Below are 18,517 nucleotides of genomic sequence, written 5' to 3'. Positions count from 1 at the left end.
AGGAAATTTTAAAATCGAAAATAGGGAGGAAAAATATGAGTAATAATTTAGCTATTTTAGCACTAGTAACATTAGTTATAGTTGTAGCTTTTGGATTTTGGAAAAAGGTAAATATAGGTGTTCTATCTATAGGATTCTCATTAATATTAGGTACTATATGTGGATTAACATCAAAAGAAATATTAGCAGGGTTTGATGCACAATTATTCGCAACTCTTGTAGGAGTTACATTCTTATTTAGTATAGCTCAGGTAAACGGTACACTAGAGTTACTTGCTAATAAAGCAGTAGCAATGGTAGGTACAAAATCTTATTTAGTACCACTAATAATTTTCTTAGTTTCAGGTACACTTTCAGCAATAGGTCCAGGAAATATACCTATAGGATCTCTTATGACAGTTGTTGCAGTAACAATAGCAGTTGGAATGAAGCAAAATCCAATATTATATGCATTACTAGCAAAATTAGCATCTAATGCATTTGCAATAACACCTCTAACACCAGCAGGAATAATAGCTACTGAGTTAGGTGCGAAAGTAGAAGTATTTGGATTTGAAATACCACTAATGTTAAATGTGATGTTATGGGGAGTTATATTAGGTATAGTATTCTGTGTTTGTTATAGACTAGATAAGATGAAACCAGAAAATCATTTAAGAAAAGATGATTTAGAAAAATTTGATGGTAAACAAAAAATAACATTAGTAGGTATGGCAGTTATGGTAATAATGGTTGCTGGCTTTGGTCAAAATGTGGGACTAGCATCATTCTTTATAGCTTCAATACTAATGATACTCAAAGTTGCTGAACAAAAGAAAGCCTTATCGACTGTACCATGGGGGACACTTATATTAATATGTGGAGTTGGTGTTCTTATGAATATAGTAGATACAGTTGGTGGTATTGAATTATTATCAAGCGGATTACTATCGATAATGGGTGAAAAAACAGCAAGACCAATACTTGCAGGAACAAGTGGATTATTATCATTCTTTAGTTCTACAACAGGTGTGGTTATGCCAACACTTATACCTACTGTACCATCAATAATAGATTCATTCGGTGGTGCATTTGGATTCGTAGAACTTACAAGTATAATAATTTCTTCTTCGTTTGCAGCAGCATTTTCACCAGCATCAACAGGTGGAGGATTAATACTTGCAGCATACATGTCAGCTAGTGGTGCAGGAGAAGAAGAACAAAATAAATTATTTGGACAATTATTAATGATAGCTGTAGGATGTGTAGTATTTAATATGCTTCTTTCGTATATAGGAGTATATGGAATAATCGCATAGTACATAAATATAAAAGATTTTTGGAGGGATACATTATGGTTACTTTAAAACAAGGTAAAGTTTTACTTTACAATAATGAAGTTATAGTAGAAGATGCTACTTTAGAAGCATTAAATAATAAATTAAATGAACTAGGTCAAGAAAATATAGAATCAATAGATAATGCACAAGAGAATACAATAGCAGCATCTATATTTGAATCACACAATGTTTCAGAAGATAAGAAAAATTTAAAATTAAAGTTTGACTCACTTACATCACATGACCTTACATATGTAGGTGTTATACAAACAGCAAAAGCAAGCGGACTTAAGAAATTCCCAGTACCATATATACTTACAAACTGTCACAATTCATTATGTGCAGTAGGTGGAACATTAAATGATGATGACCATTTATTTGGGCTAACTGCAGCTAAAAAGTATGGTGGAATATTTGTTCCAGCTCATCAAGCAGTAATACATCAATATATGAGAGAAATGTATGCAAACTGTGGTCATATGATACTTGGAACAGATAGTCATACAAGATACGGTGCTTTAGGAACTATGGGTGTAGGAGAAGGTGGAGGAGAGATAGTTAAACAACTTCTTGAAAACACTTACGACATGGAAAAACCTGAAGTAATAGCTGTTTATTTAGAAGGAAATATAAGAAGAGGTATAGGGCCTCAAGATATAGCATTAGCTATAATAAGAGAAGTATTCGAAAATGGATTTGTAAAAAATAAAGTTATGGAATTCGTAGGACCAGGAATAGAAAATCTTTCTATTGATTTTAGAAATGGTATAGATGTTATGACTACAGAAACAACTTGTTTAACTTCTATATGGTGTACAGATGAAAAGGTAAAAGAATATTTTGAAGTACACAATAGACCAAAAGCTTATAAAGAATTAAAGCCTGGTAAAGTAGCTATGTACGATGGATTAGTTAAAGTTGATTTAAGCAAAGTCGAATGTATGATAGCTTTACCTTTCCATCCAAGTAATGCATACACAATAAAAGAGTTAAATGAAAACTTAGAAGAAATATTAGAAAAAACAGAAATAGAAGCTCAAAAGCAAATAAGTAATCCAAACTTAAAATTAGATTTAAGAAGTAAAATAGTAGATGGTAAATTAAAAGTTGATCAAGCTGAAATAGCAGGATGTTCAGGTGGTATGTATGAAAATATACAAGCTGCAGCTAATATATTATCGGGAAAAGAATTAACTAATGATTACTATACTTTAAGTATATATCCAGCAAGTACTCCAATATACTCTAAAATGATAGAAGATGGTAGTGCTAGTGAACTTACAAAAGCAGGTGTTTTAATAAAGACTGCATTCTGTGGACCTTGTTTCGGAGCAGGAGATGTACCAGCACATGGTTCTTTATCAATAAGACATACAACTAGAAACTTCCCAAATAGAGAAGGATCAAAGCCAGGAGATGGACAATTAACATCTGTAGCTCTTATGGATGCTCGTTCAATAGCAGCAACTTCATTAAATGGAGGTATATTAACAGCAGCAACAGATTTAGAATATGATGAAACTGCAAATACTTATAGCTTTGATAAATCACCATACAGAAGAGTTTATGATGGATTTGAAAAAGGAAATGAAAATGAAGAATTAAAGTTAGGTCCAAACATAACTGAATGGCCAGAAATGATATCTTTAGAAGAAGATGTATTATTAAAAGTTGCATCAGTTATAGGAGACCCTGTTACAACAACTGATGAATTAATACCATCAGGAGATGCTGCTACATACAGATCTAATCCAAAGAAAATGTCAGATTATACACTTTCAAGACGTGATCCAGAATATGTACCAGCAGCAAAATCAATACAAGCTTTAGAAGAAGAAAGAAGAGATTTTGTAAGAGGTAATGTAAGTGAAGTCTCAGAGGAATTAAAAGATTTAGTAGAAACTATAAATCCAAATTCTTCAGTTGAAGAGTTTTTAAATAATACTGGATTTGGTAGTGTAGTATATGCTGTTAAGCCAGGAGATGGATCTGCAAGAGAGCAAGCAGCATCTAGTCAAAGAGTTTTAGGTGGTCTTGCTAATATAACTGTAGAATATGCGACAAAGAGATATCGTTCTAACTTAGTTAACTGGGGTATAATACCGTTCACTGCAGACCAAAGTGTAATAAATGAATTAGATAGAAATGATTATATATATATTCCCAAGATGAGAAGCAAAGTTGTAAATGGAGAAAAAACTATCATAGCTAAAGTTATCGGTACTAATAAAGAAAAAGAAATAGAACTTAAGTTAAATGATGTAACTGAAGAAGAAGCTCAAGTTATATTAGACGGTAGTTTAATAAACTTCTATGCAAATGTAAATAAGAAAAAAACAGAAGAAAAAGTTTTAGTTAATAACTAATAAAAAAGGGGAAGTCGTTATGAATAAACTTGAATGTACTATATTTAGAGGTGGAACAAGTAAAGGTGTATTTATAAATGAAGAAAATTTACCTTCAGATAAAGGATTATGGGATGAAATACTTTTATCAGTAATGGGTAGCCCAGATGTTCGTCAAATAGATGGATTAGGTGGAGCAACATCTACAACTAGTAAGGTTGCAATAATATCAAAATCTGATAATCCAGATTGGGATGTTAATTACACATTTGCACAAGTATCTATTGATAAGCCAATAGTATCTTATAAAGGAAACTGTGGAAATGTATCATCAGCAGTTGGACCTTATGCTATAGAAAAAGGATTAGTAGAAGTAACTTCTCCTGAAACTGTGGTAAGGATATACAATACTAACACTAAAAAAATAATATACTCTCATGTACAAACTCCAGATGGAAAAGTAAGTTATGATGGAGACTTTTGTATAGCAGGTGTTCCAGGGACATCGTCAGTAGTAAAACTTGCATTTAAAGATCCAGCAGGAGCTATGACTGGAAAATTATTACCTACTGGAAATGTAGTAGATGCAGTAGATGTACCAGGGTATAAGTCAGTTGAAGTATCTTTAGTAGATTCATCAAATCCTCTTATATTTGTAAGAGCAAGTGATGTTGGACTTACAGGTAAAGAGTTACCAGATGAAATAGATAGCAATAAAGATATGTTAGAGAGATTAGAAACTATAAGAGGGTTAGGGGCTGTAATGCTTGGATTTATAGATGATTATAAAGAATCAGCTGAAAAATCTCCAGGTGTTCCTAAGTTAACTATAGTAGCTGAACCTTCTACATATACTAATGTTAATGGAAATGTTATAGAAGAAAAAGACATGGACTTATTAGGAAGAATGATGTCTATGCAACTTACTCATAAAACATATGCTCTTACAGGTGCATTATGTACAGCAACAGCAGCTACTATAGAAGGAACTATAGTTAATCAAGTTGTTAGAAAAGGATTCAACCCAGAAAGTTTAAATATAGCTCACCCAGGTGGCTTAATGCAAAATGGAGTTGAGTGTAATATAGATAAAGATGGAAATAGAGATGTACCTTGGGTATATGGATATAGAACATCTAGAATGATAATGGATGGAACAGTTTATTATAAATAAAAAAGTATTTACATTATTGTAATAATGAAAGACCTAGAATGGTGCTTCTAATAAAAACACTTTCTAGGTCTTTTTATTAGAATAAAATACCAGAATTTGATTTATAAGGAGTTTAGCGTGAGTAAATTAAATGAAATATTAGAATACAATAATAAATTTGTAGAAAATAAAAATTATGAAGAATATATAACATCAAAGCATCCAGATAAAAAAATAGTTATTTTATCATGTATGGATACTAGATTAACAAAACTTTTACCAAAGGCTATGAATATAAAAAATGGTGATGCAAAAATAATAAAAAATGAAGGCGCTACAGTTATGCATGCATTTGGAAGTATTATGAGGAGTGTTATACTTGCTGTTTATGAATTTGAAGTTGATGAAGTGATAGTTGTAGGACATCATAAATGTGGAATGTGTAATCTTGATATAGAAGAAATTGTAAATAAAATTTTAAATAGAGGAGTTTCTAAGGAGATAATAGACACATTATTCAATTCTGGCATAGATGTTAAACAATGGCTACATGGATTTAATTCAGTAGAGGATTCAATCAAAGATAGTATTAACTCTATAAAGAATCATCCTTTAATGCCTAAAGATATACATATACATGGGTTAGTTATATGTCCAGAAACAGGTAAATTAGAAGTAGTGGTTAATGGGTATAGTTAAAACTATTTGCATAAATTGTATACCAAATATAGATAGAAAGAACACTAAAAAAACTTGGTATACAATAAATGTATATATATAATAAATAGAGTAGGAAATAACAAAAATCGACTATTTTTAGTGTGATGAAGATGTTACTTTAAAATAAATTGAGATAGGAGTGTGAAATAGGATGAGTAAGTTAAAAATAACTGAAACTGCTTTAAGAGACGGACATCAATCTTTAATGGCAACTAGGTTAAAAACAGATGAAATGATACCTATTTTAGAAACGATGGATAAAGTAGGATACTACTCAATGGAAGTTTGGGGTGGAGCAACATTTGACTCTTGTATAAGATTCTTAAATGAAGATCCATGGGAAAGATTAAGACTTATAAGAAAGCATGTTAAAAATACAAAGTTACAAATGCTACTTAGAGGACAAAATCTTTTAGGTTATAGAAACTACGCTGATGATACAGTAGAAAAATTTATAGAATTATCTATAAAAAATGGAATTGATATAATAAGAGTATTCGATGCATTAAATGATGTTAGAAACTTAGAAGCATCAATGAAAGCCATAAAGAAATATAATGGACACTGTCAATGTGCAATATCTTATACAACAAGTCCAGTACATACTACTGAGTACTATGTTGAATTAGTTAAAACTATGGAAAATATGGGTGCTGATTCTATATGTATAAAAGATATGGCAGGGGTACTTACACCATACAATGCATATGACTTAATAAAGAAATTAAAAGAAGTAACTGATTTGCCTTTAGAGCTACATACTCATTGTACAGGTGGTATAGCTGAAATGTTATATATGAAAGCTGTTGAGGCAGGTATAGATATAATCGATACAGCAATATCTCCATTATCTGGTGGTACTTCTCAGCCTCCAACTGAATCTTTAGCAATAGCTTTTGCTGAAATGGATAGAAATCCAGAATTAAATATGGAAGCTTTACTTGAAGTTGCAGAGTACTTTAAGCCAATAAGAGATAAGTATATGGCCGAAGGCGTACTTGATGCAAAGGTTTTACTAACAGATCCTCAAACATTAAAGTACCAAGTTCCGGGAGGAATGTTATCTAACCTTTTATCTCAAATGAAGCAACAAAATGCTGAAGATAAATATGAAGATGTACTTAACGAAGTACCAAGAGTTAGAAAAGACTTAGGATACCCACCACTTGTAACACCTTTAAGTCAAATGGTTGGAACACAAGCTTTATTCAATGTTTTAACAGGAGAAAGATATAAGTTAGTTCCAAAAGAAATAAAAGACTATGTAAAAGGATTATATGGTAAGGCTCCTGCATCAATAGATGAAGAAATTAAAAAGAAAATAATTGGAGATGATGAAGTAATAACTGTAAGACCTGCTGATTTAATAGCTCCTGAATTTGAAGCTATGAAAAAAGAAGCTGGTGAATTAGCTAAGACTGATGAAGATGTATTAGCTTATGCATTATTCCCTCAAGTAGCTCCAAAGTTCTTAGAATCTAAGTACAATGAATGTGCTACAACTGAAGAAGTTGATGAAAATGCTATACAATATATAACAGTAACTATGTAGAGAATAGGTGGTAAATATGAATATAACATTTATGGATGGTATATCTATCACAATATCAAGTATGACAATCGTTCTTTTAACTTTAGCTTTAATAGCTGTAGTACTTAGCTCATTTAAAGTTTTATTTAAAGAAAATAAAAAAGAAGAAGTTAAACCGGTTACTACAAATACAGTGATAGATGATAATGACGAAGAAGAAAGATTAGTAGCTTGCTTAACAGCATCTATAATGGCTGGAAATGGAAAGTTAAATCCAAACCTTCATATAAGAAGTATAAAAAGAGTAAAGTAATAATTAACTTACACTAACATGATTATAAAAAATATAAAAAATTAAAATCGAAATTATAAAATTATTTTTATGAAATGAAAGGGAGATTAAAATGAGTATAAAAGCTTATAACATAACATTAAACGGAAAAGTATATCAAGTTGAAGTAGAAGAAGTACAGCCAGGACAAAAGCCAGTTCAAACTGCTGCTCCAGCTCCTAAAGCAGCTCCAGTTTCAAATGGTGCTGGTGAAGATATAACTGCTCCAATGCCAGGAAGCATGTTCAACATATTAGTTAAAGAAGGACAAGCAGTTAAAAAAGGTGACGTAGTAGCTATACTTGAGGCAATGAAAATGGAAAATGAAATAATAGCTCCAGTTGATGGAACTATATCAACTATACATGTTGAAAAAGGACAAAACGTAAATCTTGGAGATGTAATATTAAAAATAGCATAGTATTAAAAAGCTAGAGGAGGAAGATGACATGGGTCAAATGTTAATGGATTTCGTAATGGAATCAGGGTTCGCACAAATGAACATTAAACAAGTAATAGTCATAGCTTTAGCATGCTTTTTCTTATACTTAGCTATTAGCAAAGGTTATGAACCATACTTACTTATACCAATAGCAACTGGTATGTTACTTGCAAATATGCCAGGTGTTGATTTAATGAAAGCTGCACATGATGGTGATAAAGGTGGATTATTCTACTATCTATATCAAGGTGTTAAACTTGGTATTTATCCACCACTTATATTCTTATGTATCGGAGCTGGAACAGATTTCGGTCCAATGATAGCTAATCCTAAGACAATGTTACTTGGAGGAGCTGCACAATTTGGTGTATTCTTTGCATTCTTAGGAGCGATAGCTCTTGGATTTACAGGACCACAAGCAGCATCTATAGGTATAATAGGTGGTGCAGATGGACCAACAGCTATACAATTAACTGGTGCGCTAGCTCCAGAATTATTAGGTACAATAGCGCTAGCTGCTTATTCTTATATGGCACTAGTACCAGTTATACAACCACCAATAATAAAAGCTTTAACTACTAAGGAAGAAAGAGCTATAAAAATGGAACAAACTAGAGTTGTTACTAAAAAAGAAAAGATAATATTCCCAATAGTAGTTATGATAATAGTTATAGGATTATTACCAACAGCAGCACCACTTGTAGGTATGTTAATGTTTGGTAACTTAATAAAAGAATCAGGATTAGTTCCTAAATTAGTAGAAACTGCTCAAAGTTCTTTAATGTATATAGTAACTATATTACTTGGATTATCAGTTGGAGCAACAACTAATGCAGATACATTATTAAGTGCTCAAACTTTAGGTATAATAGCAATGGGACTTGCTGCATTCTCAGTAGGTACAGCAGCAGGAGTTTTAGGCGGAAAGTTAATGTGTAAATTAACTAAAGGAAAAGTTAACCCAATGATAGGTGCAGCAGGAGTTTCAGCAGTACCAATGGCATCAAGAGTTGTTCAAAAGGTTGGGCAAGAAGAAAATCCTTCAAACTTCTTATTAATGCATGCTATGAGTCCAAATGTAGCAGGTGTTATAGGCTCTGCGGTAGCAGCTGGTATATTACTTAAGTTCTTTGCTTAATTAATATATTGATTATAAAGCAAAATACACTTAGATAATCGATATTATCTAAGTGTATTTTTATTTTAAGAGGAAAGAGGAGATGGATATGTTTACAAAAATAGATAACGAAGATCCAAGATCAATAAGAGAAGTAGTTTTAGATGAACTTAGAAATGCTATTTTTGAAAATAGGTTAAAAGAAGGGGATAGGTTAGTAGAGAATATAATAGCATCTAGTATGGGTGTTAGTAGAACACCTGTTAGAGAGGCATTAAGACAGTTAGAAATTGAGGGCCTAGCAACAAGTATACCAAGAAAAGGAACGATTGTGATTGGAATATCTATAGAGGATGCTTTAGAGATTTATGATCTCAGAGAAGTATTAGAAGGCTTAGCTGCAAGACTTGCATGTCTAAATATCTCTAGGCTTGATATAAGAAGATTAAGAGATATAATTGAAGAGATGGAAGAAAGTATTGAAGATGCTCAAAGAGTTGAGGATCTTCATGTTAAATTTAACACTATATTACTTCATTCAAGTAAGAATAAGCGTCTAATTAATCAAATAGAACATATGTTTGAATATTTAAAAAGTCTAAGAAAGATAAGTTTAAGTACGGTTGAGACTAGAAGAATAGCCTTCGAAGAACATAAAAAAATAATGAGTGCTATAGAAAATGGAAATGAATCATTAGCTGAAGAAGAAGCTAGGAATCATATATCAAAAGCAAAAGAAAGGTTTATGGCTAGGTATAAAAATCAGTTAAGTGAGGTATTTTAATATAGTAAATAGGCTTTAGAATAATTCTAAAGCCTATTTACTTTATATATGTATTTATAATTTACTTACAATGTTTTTTAGTGTGCCTTCTAGATCGGAACTAATCTCATCGACTCCATTATGAGTTATATTTATAATTTCCTTAGTCATTGGAAGCTCACCAAGAAGACTTATATTATTCTTTTTAAAGAATTTATCGTTTTCTTCACCAGCAAATAATTTTATTTTTTTATCGCAATCAGGGCATTGAATATAGCTCATATTTTCAACTACACCTAAAACATTTACATTTAGCATCTTTGCCATATTGATAGCTTTAGCAACTATCATAGATATCATATCTTGAGGAACAGATACCATAACAATACCATTTATAGGAAGTGATTGCATTACAGTCATAGCCACATCTCCAGTACCTGGAGGCATATCTATTAATAAATAATCAAGTTCTCCCCATAATACATTGCTATAAAATTGCTTTACAGCATTAGTAATCATAGGTCCTTTCCAAACTACAGGTTGATCTTCTATATCTACCATATAGTTTATAGACATAGTTTTTATATTATCTTTATTAGCTACAGGATATATATCATTACCGTTAGACATAGCTCTTTCATCTTTTAAACCCATTAATCTAGGAATACTAGGTCCTGTAATATCAGAGTCTAATATACCTACTTTAAATCCCATATTTGTTAGCTGTTTAGCTAAAAGAGTAGTAACTGTTGACTTACCAACTCCCCCTTTTCCACTCATTATAGCGATAACTTTTTTTATATTGTTATAAGGATGGTTAACTACAGTACAATTGCTAGATTTTGTATTACAACTTCCTTTTGAAGGACATGAATTACATTTTGACATTTTAAATACCTCCGATGATTATGTAATTTATAATATACTTATACCCTATGATTACAAATAAAATCATATATTTTTATAATTAAAAATTCTAATTTAAAAAGATTATAAAAATAAATTAATAAAGCTATCTTATATTATAGATAGCTTTATTAATTTATTTAGTTTGATTATTATATTCATTAATAAGTTCTTTTTCACCGATTTCAACTAATTTTCTGGTTGCAATTCCACCTACATATGGAAATGCATCACTAGAAAAATTATTTAATTCACTAGATATTTCTAACTTATATTGTTGTAACGCTTTTTTTGCATTATTATCTATTAATTTATTATTCATAATATATCCTCCTTGTATATATTATTTATTTTTGACAAATCATAAATATTTATACAAGAGTATATTAAAAATATTAAATAGAGAAATAATAATAAATAAAAACGACAAAAAGAATAAAAAAATAACAAAATTCGAAAGAATATTCATGTTTTACTTGGATTTACTTTATAAAATAATATATAATAAGATGTTAAATAAAAAATTAGAGGTGAGCACATTTGGAATTAAATATTTTAAGTAGGCAAATATGGGCGATAAATAAAGATTTCCGTAGATATGCAGAAGATATATTAAAAGAACATAACATAACTTTAGTTAGTTTAAGATATTTGATTATTATAAAAAGGATGGATGGTTTAAATTTACAAGATATAGCATCTTTATTAAATGTAGATAAAGCGATTGTTACAAGAACTATAAAAAAATTAGTTGATCTAGGATTAGTTGATAAAGTTCAAGATAGTTCAAATAGTAGATCCTATAGTTTACATTTAACGAAAAAGGGTGATGAAACGGTTGATGATATCAAATCTATATTTAAAGATTGGTATTATCATGTAACAAGTGATTTTACAGAAAAAGAAAGACGTTTATATGAAAATTTTGTAGAGCGTATTTATGCTAATAGAATTCATAAAGATAATATATAAATCATTAAATATAAATAAAGTAAGCATATCTATTTTTAGATATGCTTATTTTATTTAGTGAGACATTTTAAATGTTTCGCAACTTGCATTTTCAAAACTTATATCCACGTGGCTAGCATTGCATAAACCACTTACATTATATGTACAATTTGATGCACTACAAGATATATTTTGAGTATTAGTTAAATTAGTAGTATCTGTAGAATAGTTAGAAAAGTTATAAGTATTTTTATCTTTAAAACTATTACAATAAGTTTCTGGGGTAATAGTAGCATCAAAACCTTCAACTTTTATATGTGAAGCATGACAATTATTATTTTTATTGAAAGTACAATTATAAGCTTGACAATTTAAATTACTATCCATAATAACCTCCTAAGACTGTATATTGAATCTTACAATTATATTATGTGAGAAATAAATAATTTTAATCTTAAATATGAAATTAGTTGAAATTTTAGCTGAGAAGATTTATAAATAAAATTATGCAAGGCATTGTAAATAAATCTAATAAAAATGCTCCGACTAAAGGAACAACTAAAAAAGCTTTTTCTGAGTAACCATACTTCTGACTTACAGATGTCATATTAGCAAGTGCATTAGGTGTAGCACCAAGTCCATGTCCAATCAATCCACTTATTATAATTGCTGCATCAAAATTTTTACCTAGAAATCTAAAACAAATTAATATAGCGTATAGAATTATAAATATAACTTGACAAGAAATTATAAATATAATTGGAGCAAATAAGTTTGATAGCTTTAATAAATCAACACTCATAAGGGCCATAGTCAAAAACATTCCTAAACATAGTTCACTTAAAAAATCTAATAATTGAAAATCAATTTTTATAATATTAAATCTATCATTTATATTTCTAAAAATAACAGCTATAAACATAGAACAGACAATAGTCGGTACTACAACATGAAATGTATTATAAATTAAATTCGTGATAAATTCTCCTAATACCATACATAATAATACTATTAATACCTGTTCAAAAAATAAATAAGGCGTTAGACCGAAATAAGATTTAGAAATACCTAAGATAGAATTATTTGAGATATTAAATGTTTTATTAGATGTAGGCTTTAACTTATATTTTTCTATTAAAAATTTAGCAGTAGGTCCTCCTAATATTCCACCTAAAATAAGTCCAATAGTGGCTGAAGCGATTCCCACACTAGAAGCAGACTTTATACCTAAGCTTTCAATAGTAGCACCAAACGCAGCAGCATACCCATGTCCACCCTCCATAGATATTGTTCCACACATTAACCCTAATAGTGGATGTATATTACAAACTTTAGATAATACAACAGTTAAAGTATTTTGACAAAATGCAAGTATACCACATAACAGCCAATATTTGAGTAATAGTTTACCTCCCTTTTTTATTAAAGAAAGGCTAACGCTAAGTCCTATAGCAGTAAAAAAGAATGACATAAATTTAGGCATAATTCTTGTGTCCATTGTTACATTAAATATGTTAAAGTAATTTAAAAATAAATATAAGAGACAGAAAAATAACCCCCCTATAACAGGTGAAGGAATACAAAGGCTATTAAATATTTTAATTTTATTTTTTAACATACTCCCAAATAAAAATAGTATTACTGCTAATAGAAAAGTATAGGTTGAATTAAGGTTTATATCAAACAAATAAGTTTCCTCCTTTAATTAGATTTGTACTAAATATATATTAAAGTTGTACAATAAATATTAAAAATTTATGTTGACAAAGATATAAAAAAAATATAAAATCTATACTAATATATTTGGTCGTATAACCCTAATAATAAGGCTTAGGGGTCTCTACCAGGAGCCGTAAATTCCTGATTACGAAGAAAGTTATGTGTTTGTATTTATACATTTTATTGACATGCTTTCTTTGTAGTCCGGAATTTTTTTATACATAAATATATAAAAATAAATAAATACATAACAATAAAAATAAATACATAATCATAAGAATAAATGAGGAGGATATAAATATGAGAAATTTACCAAAAGTAGAACTACATTGTCACTTAGATGGAAGTGTAAGGCCTGATACAGTAATAGATATAGCTAAAAAAGAAAATATATCATTATCATCATATAAAATAGAGGATGTAATTAAAGCTTTACATGTACCAAAAGGTTGTACATCATTAATAGAATATTTAAAAAGATTTGACTTACCGAATAAGATTATGCAAAGCAAAGAAAGCTTGAGTAGAATAACTTTTGAACTATTAGAAGACGCTTCTAAAGAAAATGTGAAATATATGGAAATTAGATTTGCACCTATGCTTCATACTAAAAAAGGATTAAGCATAAAAGAAGTAATAAAAAGCATTTTAGATGGTATGAATAAAGCCTGCGAAGAATTTGATATAAAATCTAATTTAATATTAGGGTGTATGAGGAATATGGATGAAGAAGATGCAATAAGGGTTATAAATGAAGGGAAGGTATTTCTAGGTAAGGGGGTTGTAGCAGTAGATCTATGTGGTCCAGAAGAAGAAGGTTTTGCTTTAAAATATAAAAATGCGATAGATTTAGCTAGAAGTTATGGATATAGAGTTACAATACATGCAGGAGAAGGTGCCAGTGGAAGTAATGTAGTTGATGCAATTAAGTTATTAGGGGCTGAAAGAATAGGCCATGGTGTAAGGATAAAAGATACTAAAGAAGCTTGTGATTTAGTTAGAGAAAGTAATGTCACACTTGAAATGTGTCCAACAAGTAATATACAAACTAAAACTGTTGAATCAATAGAATCATACCCATTATATGATTTTTATAAGAATAATATAAAAGTATCTATAAGTACAGATAATAGAACCGTATCTAATATAGATCTTACGAATGAACTAAACTTAATTAAAAATGAATTTAACCTTACTATGAATGAATATAAAGATATATATTTAAATGCAGTAGAGTCTACGTTTGCAGATGACAATACTAAAGAATGGCTAAGAACTTTGATTTAATTAAAAAGTGGCATAATGTAATACTTACAGTATGCCACTTAATATTATTTAGCTTTATTAATCATTTCTAAAAACTCATAAGCGGCATCTAAAAGATACTTTCCTTTATAATAGTCTAATTTTATATCGTCAAAATTACTAAATGCACGAACTGGTTTTGGTCTTTCGTTAAATATACCTAATATATTAAAATCTTTATCTAAAACAGTAATTATTGGCCATTTAGGATCTTCTAATCCTAAAAGAGGAGCTAAGAATTTTTTTCCTCTAGCCATAGAAATTACTGATATATTAAATTTAGAATTAAGTTCAGTAAACTTTTTCAATACAGTAGCATTTAATTGATAATCAGGACACCAAATCTCTCCAGAAATCAAAAAGTTAATTTCTTTATTAATTTCGCTTATATTTAAAATCATTTCATCTGGTAAATTTATTCTTGAGTAATTTTTAGGGATTCTATCTCTTTCACTTCTAGTACCTTCTCCAACAGATGATTCGAAGCTAACACCAACATCAAATAACTCCTTAATTGTCATAGTTCTCATAGTATACCTCCAAATATGTAACCTTTATATAATATAGTATCATTTATAAAATTCTTTATCTACAAAAAATTATTAATATTAATAAAATTTATTACTTTTATATAAACTATAATAAAAAGTAAGGTCGTGTATATATGAATTATGAATTAGATAAAGTAAATAACTTATTAAAAAAGAAAGTAATTAACTATAAAGAGTTTAATGAACTTATAGGAAGTTATTATATATGTGATTTTGAAGAGTTAGAAGACAGCTATTATATATTAAAAGTTTTATCTCCACTTTATGAGTTAAGTAAATCTGAAAGTGAAAATTATTATACTAGCTTTGTACAGGTTGTCAAGTAAGTACAATATTTAGTATATTAATATTAAGAATGGAGTGATAAATTGGACATAAATACTATTCCTAAAAGCCCCGGCATATATATGATGAAAGATTATCAAGGTAATATAATTTATGTTGGTAAGTCAAAGAGTCTGAAAGATAGAGTTAAAAGTTATTTTATAAATTCAAATAATCATTCTAGAAAAATTAAAAGAATGATAAAGAATATAGATGATATTTCTATAATAACTACTGATACAGAATTAGATGCTTTAATTTTAGAGTGTGAAAAAATACATGAAATAAGGCCAATGTACAATACACTAATGAAAAAATATGAAAATTATAGATATATTAAAATAGATAAAGAAAAATTGATAATAGATGTCGTAAGCTATATAAAAGACGATAGAAGCATATATTTTGGACCTTATAGTATGGATAAAAAATTAGAAGAAATAAAAATGATTATTATAGATTTATTTAATCTGCCAAATTGTAAAAAAATATAATAAATGTATAAGATATGATTTAAAGCAGTGTATAGCTCCGTGTAGAAATAAAGAAAATATAAAAGAGTATAAAAGTTTATTAAATGAAGTAGAAGATTTCATAAATGGAAAAAATAGAAAATATATAGATTTACTTAAGGTTAAAATGTTTGAAGAATCTAAGGAATTAAACTTTGAAAAAGCTAATGAGATAAAAGTAAAGTTAGATCTACTTGATAGTATTATAAAAAAGCAACAAATTATAAATCAAATACATCAAAAGAATTTACTAATATGTTGGATAAAAATAAACGAATATAATTATAAAATATACTTGATTAACTATGGAAAAGTTTTATTTTCTAAAGTAGTAGATATTTCTAAAATAAATGATAAAATCAAAGAAGAGATTAATTTAAGTATAAGTAAAATAGTTTTAAAAGTAAAAAATAAAGAAGTAATAGATAAAAGTAAAATAGACTATATAAATATAGTCTATAATTATACAAATAAAAATGAAGACATTAATTATATCTATATAAATAGGAGACATTATGAATAAACCATTAATAATTGAAGAAACTAAATTATTTGTAAAAGATAAGCTTAAAAAAGATGGAACTGGACATGATTGGTATCATATTGAAAGAGTGTATAATATGGCAAAGTACATAGGAGAAAGAGAAAATGCAAATATGTTCATTGTTGAAATGGCAGCGCTTTTACATGATATAGATGATTGGAAGCTTTCAGATAGTTATAGTACAAGCCTTACAGAAAGCTTTTTAAAATCAGTAAGTGTAGATAAAGAAGATTTTGATGATATTATGAATATAATAAATACTATGTCATTTAAAGGTGGAGTAGTTAGTTCTAAACAAAATACTATAGAAGGTAAAATAGTTCAAGATGCTGATAGGTTAGATGCATTAGGTGCAATTGGAATAGCTAGAACATTTGCATATGGTGGTAGTAAAAATAGATTAATATATGATCCAAATATAGATCCTATAGAATTTAAATCACTAGATGAAGTTAAATATAAAGAAAATCATACTATTAATCATTTTTATGAAAAACTTCTTAAGTTAAAAGATTTGATGAACACAGAAATTGCAAAGGATATAGCTAATGAAAGGCATGAATTTATGGAGCAATTCTTACATAAATTTTATAATGAATGGAACTTTAAATAAAATTTTTAATTAATAATTGACTATAATATTTATACAAAGATTAATATAGAATTTGATATAGAAAAGGGATGGAAAAAGAGTATGAAAAACACTAAAATTCAAGATATTAAAACACTTGTAGAGACACCATTTGTGGGATTATATGAAGTAAATTATAAGAATAAACTAGGTGATGATAGAACTTGGACAGTCGCTTCAAGAAAAAATAGAAAAGAATTAAAAGAAATTTATTTAAATAATAAAGAAGATAAAATTGATGCAGTAGTAATAGCAGCATATCATAAAGATACAAATAAATTAGTTTTAATAAAACAATTTCGAGTGCCAATAAACGACTATATATATGAATTACCAGCAGGGTTAGTTGACAATGATGAAAAAATGGAGGAAGCAGTAAAAAGAGAGTTAAAAGAAGAAACAGGACTAGAATTGGTGAAAATTAATAGTATAAGAAGTAAAAGTAAGATATACTTATCACCTGGTATGACAGATGAATCTGTAGCATTTGTAAATTGCACATGTAAAGGTGAGATAAGTGATGAATTTTTAGAGGAAGATGAAGAAATAGAAGCTATTTTGGTTTCACAAGAAGAAGCAAAAAGTATATTGCAAGGAAATGAAGAAATAGATATAAAAGCGTTTTTAATATTACAAATGTTTGCAGAAATTGGAGAAAATTTATTCCTTTAATATAAAAGGATATAATAAAAGTTTGTCCTAATTATTATTGTATGTATAAAAATAATTAGGAGGGGTATGCATTGGAGGGTAAGAGCAAAATAGCTGTAATTTATAAATCTAAATACGGCAGTACAAAAAAATATGCCGGTTGGATAGCTATAAAATTAGATGCAGACTTATATGAACTTTCAGATATAACAAGTGGGGATTTACCGGATTATGAGACTATAATATATGGTTCATCATTACATATTGGAAAAATAAAAGGATTAAACTTTATAACTAAAAACTATGAGAAAATAAAAAATAAAAATATAATAATATTTGCAGTAGGTTTAGCTAAAGACAGTGAAGGCACAATAAAAAATATAAAAGAGATTAACTTTAGTGAAGAGTTTTCTAAGACTGCAAACTTATTTTATTTAAGAGGTCAACTTGATTATAAAGATATGACTTTAGTAGACAAATTGCTAATGAGAGGATTAAAGAAATCATTAGAAAAGAAAAGTCCTAATGAATTAGATAATGATGATAAGTTATTATTAGAATCTTTTTTTGATAAGATTGATTATACTGATAAAAATTCAGTTTATCCAATTATTGAGTATGTTAATGGAAAATATACCAAAAATAATGAATAAATAAGAGTGGATGTTTCAATATTAAAAATTGAATCATCCACTCTTATTT

The 18,517-nt window shown here is 28.5% G+C and carries 22 protein-coding genes and 1 riboswitch; of the genes, 17 read left to right on the top strand and 5 right to left on the bottom strand.

Translation table 11 applies throughout. From position 1 onward, the window contains the following. The first annotated feature begins 35 nt into the window (after nucleotides 1–35). The 9 genes from EIH23_RS14755 (at nucleotide 36) to EIH23_RS14715 (ending at nucleotide 9,742) form a co-directional block, all read left to right on the top strand. Nucleotides 36–1,298, top strand: a complete 1,263-nt coding sequence (locus tag EIH23_RS14755) for an SLC13 family permease (RefSeq protein WP_122641186.1) — start codon at nucleotides 36–38, stop codon at nucleotides 1,296–1,298. A gap of 35 nt (nucleotides 1,299–1,333) precedes the next feature. Then, nucleotides 1,334–3,685: a hydratase gene (locus EIH23_RS14750; RefSeq protein WP_122641185.1), complete on the top strand. Its 2,352-nt coding sequence runs from the start codon at nucleotides 1,334–1,336 to the stop codon at nucleotides 3,683–3,685. Between the two features lie 19 nt (nucleotides 3,686–3,704). Next, the gene (locus EIH23_RS14745) at nucleotides 3,705–4,838 is read left to right on the top strand and encodes a 2-methylaconitate cis-trans isomerase PrpF family protein (protein ID WP_122641184.1); all 1,134 of its coding nucleotides are present in this window, start codon (nucleotides 3,705–3,707) and stop codon (nucleotides 4,836–4,838) included. 117 nt (nucleotides 4,839–4,955) lie between these two features. Beyond that, the gene (locus tag EIH23_RS14740; protein ID WP_122641183.1) at nucleotides 4,956–5,516 is read left to right on the top strand and encodes a beta-class carbonic anhydrase; all 561 of its coding nucleotides are present in this window, start codon (nucleotides 4,956–4,958) and stop codon (nucleotides 5,514–5,516) included. 172 nt (nucleotides 5,517–5,688) lie between these two features. Next, entirely contained in the window at nucleotides 5,689–7,089 is a 1,401-nt protein-coding gene (locus EIH23_RS14735; protein ID WP_122641182.1) for an oxaloacetate decarboxylase subunit alpha, read from the top strand. Nucleotides 7,090–7,105: 16 nt separating this feature from the next. Further along, nucleotides 7,106–7,381, top strand: coding sequence for an OadG family protein (locus EIH23_RS14730; RefSeq protein WP_122638557.1), 276 nt, complete (start codon nucleotides 7,106–7,108; stop codon nucleotides 7,379–7,381). 91 nt (nucleotides 7,382–7,472) lie between these two features. Then, nucleotides 7,473–7,820 carry a biotin/lipoyl-containing protein gene (locus tag EIH23_RS14725; protein WP_207734804.1) on the top strand — a complete coding sequence of 116 codons (348 nt, stop codon included), beginning with the start codon at nucleotides 7,473–7,475 and terminating at the stop codon, nucleotides 7,818–7,820. A gap of 28 nt (nucleotides 7,821–7,848) precedes the next feature. After that, nucleotides 7,849–8,979, top strand: a complete 1,131-nt coding sequence (locus tag EIH23_RS14720) for a sodium ion-translocating decarboxylase subunit beta (RefSeq protein ID WP_122638558.1) — start codon at nucleotides 7,849–7,851, stop codon at nucleotides 8,977–8,979. An 88-nt stretch (nucleotides 8,980–9,067) separates the two neighbouring features. Further along, nucleotides 9,068–9,742 carry a GntR family transcriptional regulator gene (locus EIH23_RS14715; RefSeq protein ID WP_243113419.1) on the top strand — a complete coding sequence of 225 codons (675 nt, stop codon included), beginning with the start codon at nucleotides 9,068–9,070 and terminating at the stop codon, nucleotides 9,740–9,742. 54 nt (nucleotides 9,743–9,796) lie between these two features. Here the strand turns inward: EIH23_RS14715 and EIH23_RS14710 are convergent, their stop codons facing one another. Together EIH23_RS14710 and EIH23_RS14705 are read right to left on the bottom strand one after the other, a co-directional pair. Continuing rightward, nucleotides 9,797–10,609, bottom strand: a complete 813-nt coding sequence (locus tag EIH23_RS14710; RefSeq protein WP_122641180.1) for an Mrp/NBP35 family ATP-binding protein — start codon at nucleotides 10,607–10,609, stop codon at nucleotides 9,797–9,799. 154 nt (nucleotides 10,610–10,763) lie between these two features. Then, a complete protein-coding gene (locus tag EIH23_RS14705; RefSeq protein WP_122641179.1) occupies nucleotides 10,764–10,949 on the bottom strand; it encodes a small, acid-soluble spore protein, alpha/beta type in 186 nt (61 codons plus the stop codon). 218 nt (nucleotides 10,950–11,167) lie between these two features. Between EIH23_RS14705 and EIH23_RS14700 the strand changes: the two genes are divergently transcribed. Continuing rightward, a complete protein-coding gene (locus tag EIH23_RS14700) occupies nucleotides 11,168–11,599 on the top strand; it encodes a MarR family winged helix-turn-helix transcriptional regulator (RefSeq protein ID WP_122641178.1) in 432 nt (143 codons plus the stop codon). Nucleotides 11,600–11,653: 54 nt separating this feature from the next. On the opposite strand, the gene EIH23_RS14695 is transcribed toward EIH23_RS14700, so the two are convergent. Then, nucleotides 11,654–11,965, bottom strand: coding sequence for a DUF1540 domain-containing protein (locus EIH23_RS14695; protein ID WP_122641177.1), 312 nt, complete (start codon nucleotides 11,963–11,965; stop codon nucleotides 11,654–11,656). A 91-nt stretch (nucleotides 11,966–12,056) separates the two neighbouring features. After that, nucleotides 12,057–13,265: a sodium/glutamate symporter gene (locus tag EIH23_RS14690; RefSeq protein ID WP_122641176.1), complete on the bottom strand. Its 1,209-nt coding sequence runs from the start codon at nucleotides 13,263–13,265 to the stop codon at nucleotides 12,057–12,059. Nucleotides 13,266–13,365: 100 nt separating this feature from the next. Continuing rightward, a riboswitch (purine riboswitch) is annotated at nucleotides 13,366–13,465 on the top strand. Between the two features lie 132 nt (nucleotides 13,466–13,597). Between EIH23_RS14690 and add the strand changes: the two genes are divergently transcribed. Next, nucleotides 13,598–14,584: an adenosine deaminase gene (gene add, locus EIH23_RS14685; RefSeq protein WP_122641175.1), complete on the top strand. Its 987-nt coding sequence runs from the start codon at nucleotides 13,598–13,600 to the stop codon at nucleotides 14,582–14,584. A 44-nt stretch (nucleotides 14,585–14,628) separates the two neighbouring features. Here the strand turns inward: add and EIH23_RS14680 are convergent, their stop codons facing one another. Continuing rightward, nucleotides 14,629–15,132 carry a thioredoxin family protein gene (locus EIH23_RS14680; protein ID WP_122641174.1) on the bottom strand — a complete coding sequence of 168 codons (504 nt, stop codon included), beginning with the start codon at nucleotides 15,130–15,132 and terminating at the stop codon, nucleotides 14,629–14,631. 134 nt (nucleotides 15,133–15,266) lie between these two features. Here EIH23_RS14680 and EIH23_RS14675 point away from each other — a divergent pair, with 134 nt between their 5' ends. The 6 genes from EIH23_RS14675 (at nucleotide 15,267) to EIH23_RS14650 (ending at nucleotide 18,468) form a co-directional block, all read left to right on the top strand. Then, nucleotides 15,267–15,479 (top strand): hypothetical protein, encoded by a 213-nt coding sequence (locus EIH23_RS14675; protein WP_122641173.1) that lies wholly within the window; start codon nucleotides 15,267–15,269, stop codon nucleotides 15,477–15,479. Between the two features lie 42 nt (nucleotides 15,480–15,521). Then, nucleotides 15,522–15,971: a GIY-YIG nuclease family protein gene (locus EIH23_RS14670; protein WP_122641172.1), complete on the top strand. Its 450-nt coding sequence runs from the start codon at nucleotides 15,522–15,524 to the stop codon at nucleotides 15,969–15,971. A gap of 145 nt (nucleotides 15,972–16,116) precedes the next feature. Next, nucleotides 16,117–16,512 (top strand): hypothetical protein, encoded by a 396-nt coding sequence (locus EIH23_RS14665; protein WP_122641171.1) that lies wholly within the window; start codon nucleotides 16,117–16,119, stop codon nucleotides 16,510–16,512. After that, nucleotides 16,505–17,146: an HD domain-containing protein gene (locus EIH23_RS14660; protein WP_122641170.1), complete on the top strand. Its 642-nt coding sequence runs from the start codon at nucleotides 16,505–16,507 to the stop codon at nucleotides 17,144–17,146. Before EIH23_RS14665 ends, EIH23_RS14660 begins: the two co-directional genes overlap by 8 nt. Before the next feature lie 81 nt (nucleotides 17,147–17,227). After that, nucleotides 17,228–17,836 carry an NUDIX hydrolase gene (locus EIH23_RS14655; protein ID WP_122641169.1) on the top strand — a complete coding sequence of 203 codons (609 nt, stop codon included), beginning with the start codon at nucleotides 17,228–17,230 and terminating at the stop codon, nucleotides 17,834–17,836. A gap of 71 nt (nucleotides 17,837–17,907) precedes the next feature. After that, a complete protein-coding gene (locus EIH23_RS14650; protein WP_122641168.1) occupies nucleotides 17,908–18,468 on the top strand; it encodes a flavodoxin domain-containing protein in 561 nt (186 codons plus the stop codon). Nucleotides 18,469–18,517 lie beyond the last annotated feature (49 nt).

Source organism: Romboutsia sp. Marseille-P6047, assembly GCF_900604535.1.
Lineage (GTDB): Bacteria > Bacillota > Clostridia > Peptostreptococcales > Peptostreptococcaceae > Romboutsia_E.
Note: the sequence above shows the minus strand (reverse complement) of the source record. Positions and strands in the feature narration are given on the sequence as shown.

Coding starts and splice junctions, on each gene's coding strand:
- EIH23_RS14730 (WP_122638557.1), top strand. CDS start 7,106: ATGAATATAACATTTATGGATGGTATATCTATCACAATATCAAGTATG.
- EIH23_RS14680 (WP_122641174.1), bottom strand. CDS start 15,132: ATGAGAACTATGACAATTAAGGAGTTATTTGATGTTGGTGTTAGCTTC.
- EIH23_RS14750 (WP_122641185.1), top strand. CDS start 1,334: ATGGTTACTTTAAAACAAGGTAAAGTTTTACTTTACAATAATGAAGTT.
- EIH23_RS14745 (WP_122641184.1), top strand. CDS start 3,705: ATGAATAAACTTGAATGTACTATATTTAGAGGTGGAACAAGTAAAGGT.
- EIH23_RS14695 (WP_122641177.1), bottom strand. CDS start 11,965: ATGGATAGTAATTTAAATTGTCAAGCTTATAATTGTACTTTCAATAAA.
- add (WP_122641175.1), top strand. CDS start 13,598: ATGAGAAATTTACCAAAAGTAGAACTACATTGTCACTTAGATGGAAGT.
- EIH23_RS14710 (WP_122641180.1), bottom strand. CDS start 10,609: ATGTCAAAATGTAATTCATGTCCTTCAAAAGGAAGTTGTAATACAAAA.
- EIH23_RS14735 (WP_122641182.1), top strand. CDS start 5,689: ATGAGTAAGTTAAAAATAACTGAAACTGCTTTAAGAGACGGACATCAA.
- EIH23_RS14725 (WP_207734804.1), top strand. CDS start 7,473: ATGAGTATAAAAGCTTATAACATAACATTAAACGGAAAAGTATATCAA.
- EIH23_RS14655 (WP_122641169.1), top strand. CDS start 17,228: ATGAAAAACACTAAAATTCAAGATATTAAAACACTTGTAGAGACACCA.
- EIH23_RS14660 (WP_122641170.1), top strand. CDS start 16,505: ATGAATAAACCATTAATAATTGAAGAAACTAAATTATTTGTAAAAGAT.
- EIH23_RS14715 (WP_243113419.1), top strand. CDS start 9,068: ATGTTTACAAAAATAGATAACGAAGATCCAAGATCAATAAGAGAAGTA.
- EIH23_RS14665 (WP_122641171.1), top strand. CDS start 16,117: ATGTTTGAAGAATCTAAGGAATTAAACTTTGAAAAAGCTAATGAGATA.
- EIH23_RS14755 (WP_122641186.1), top strand. CDS start 36: ATGAGTAATAATTTAGCTATTTTAGCACTAGTAACATTAGTTATAGTT.
- EIH23_RS14675 (WP_122641173.1), top strand. CDS start 15,267: ATGAATTATGAATTAGATAAAGTAAATAACTTATTAAAAAAGAAAGTA.
- EIH23_RS14720 (WP_122638558.1), top strand. CDS start 7,849: ATGGGTCAAATGTTAATGGATTTCGTAATGGAATCAGGGTTCGCACAA.
- EIH23_RS14705 (WP_122641179.1), bottom strand. CDS start 10,949: ATGAATAATAAATTAATAGATAATAATGCAAAAAAAGCGTTACAACAA.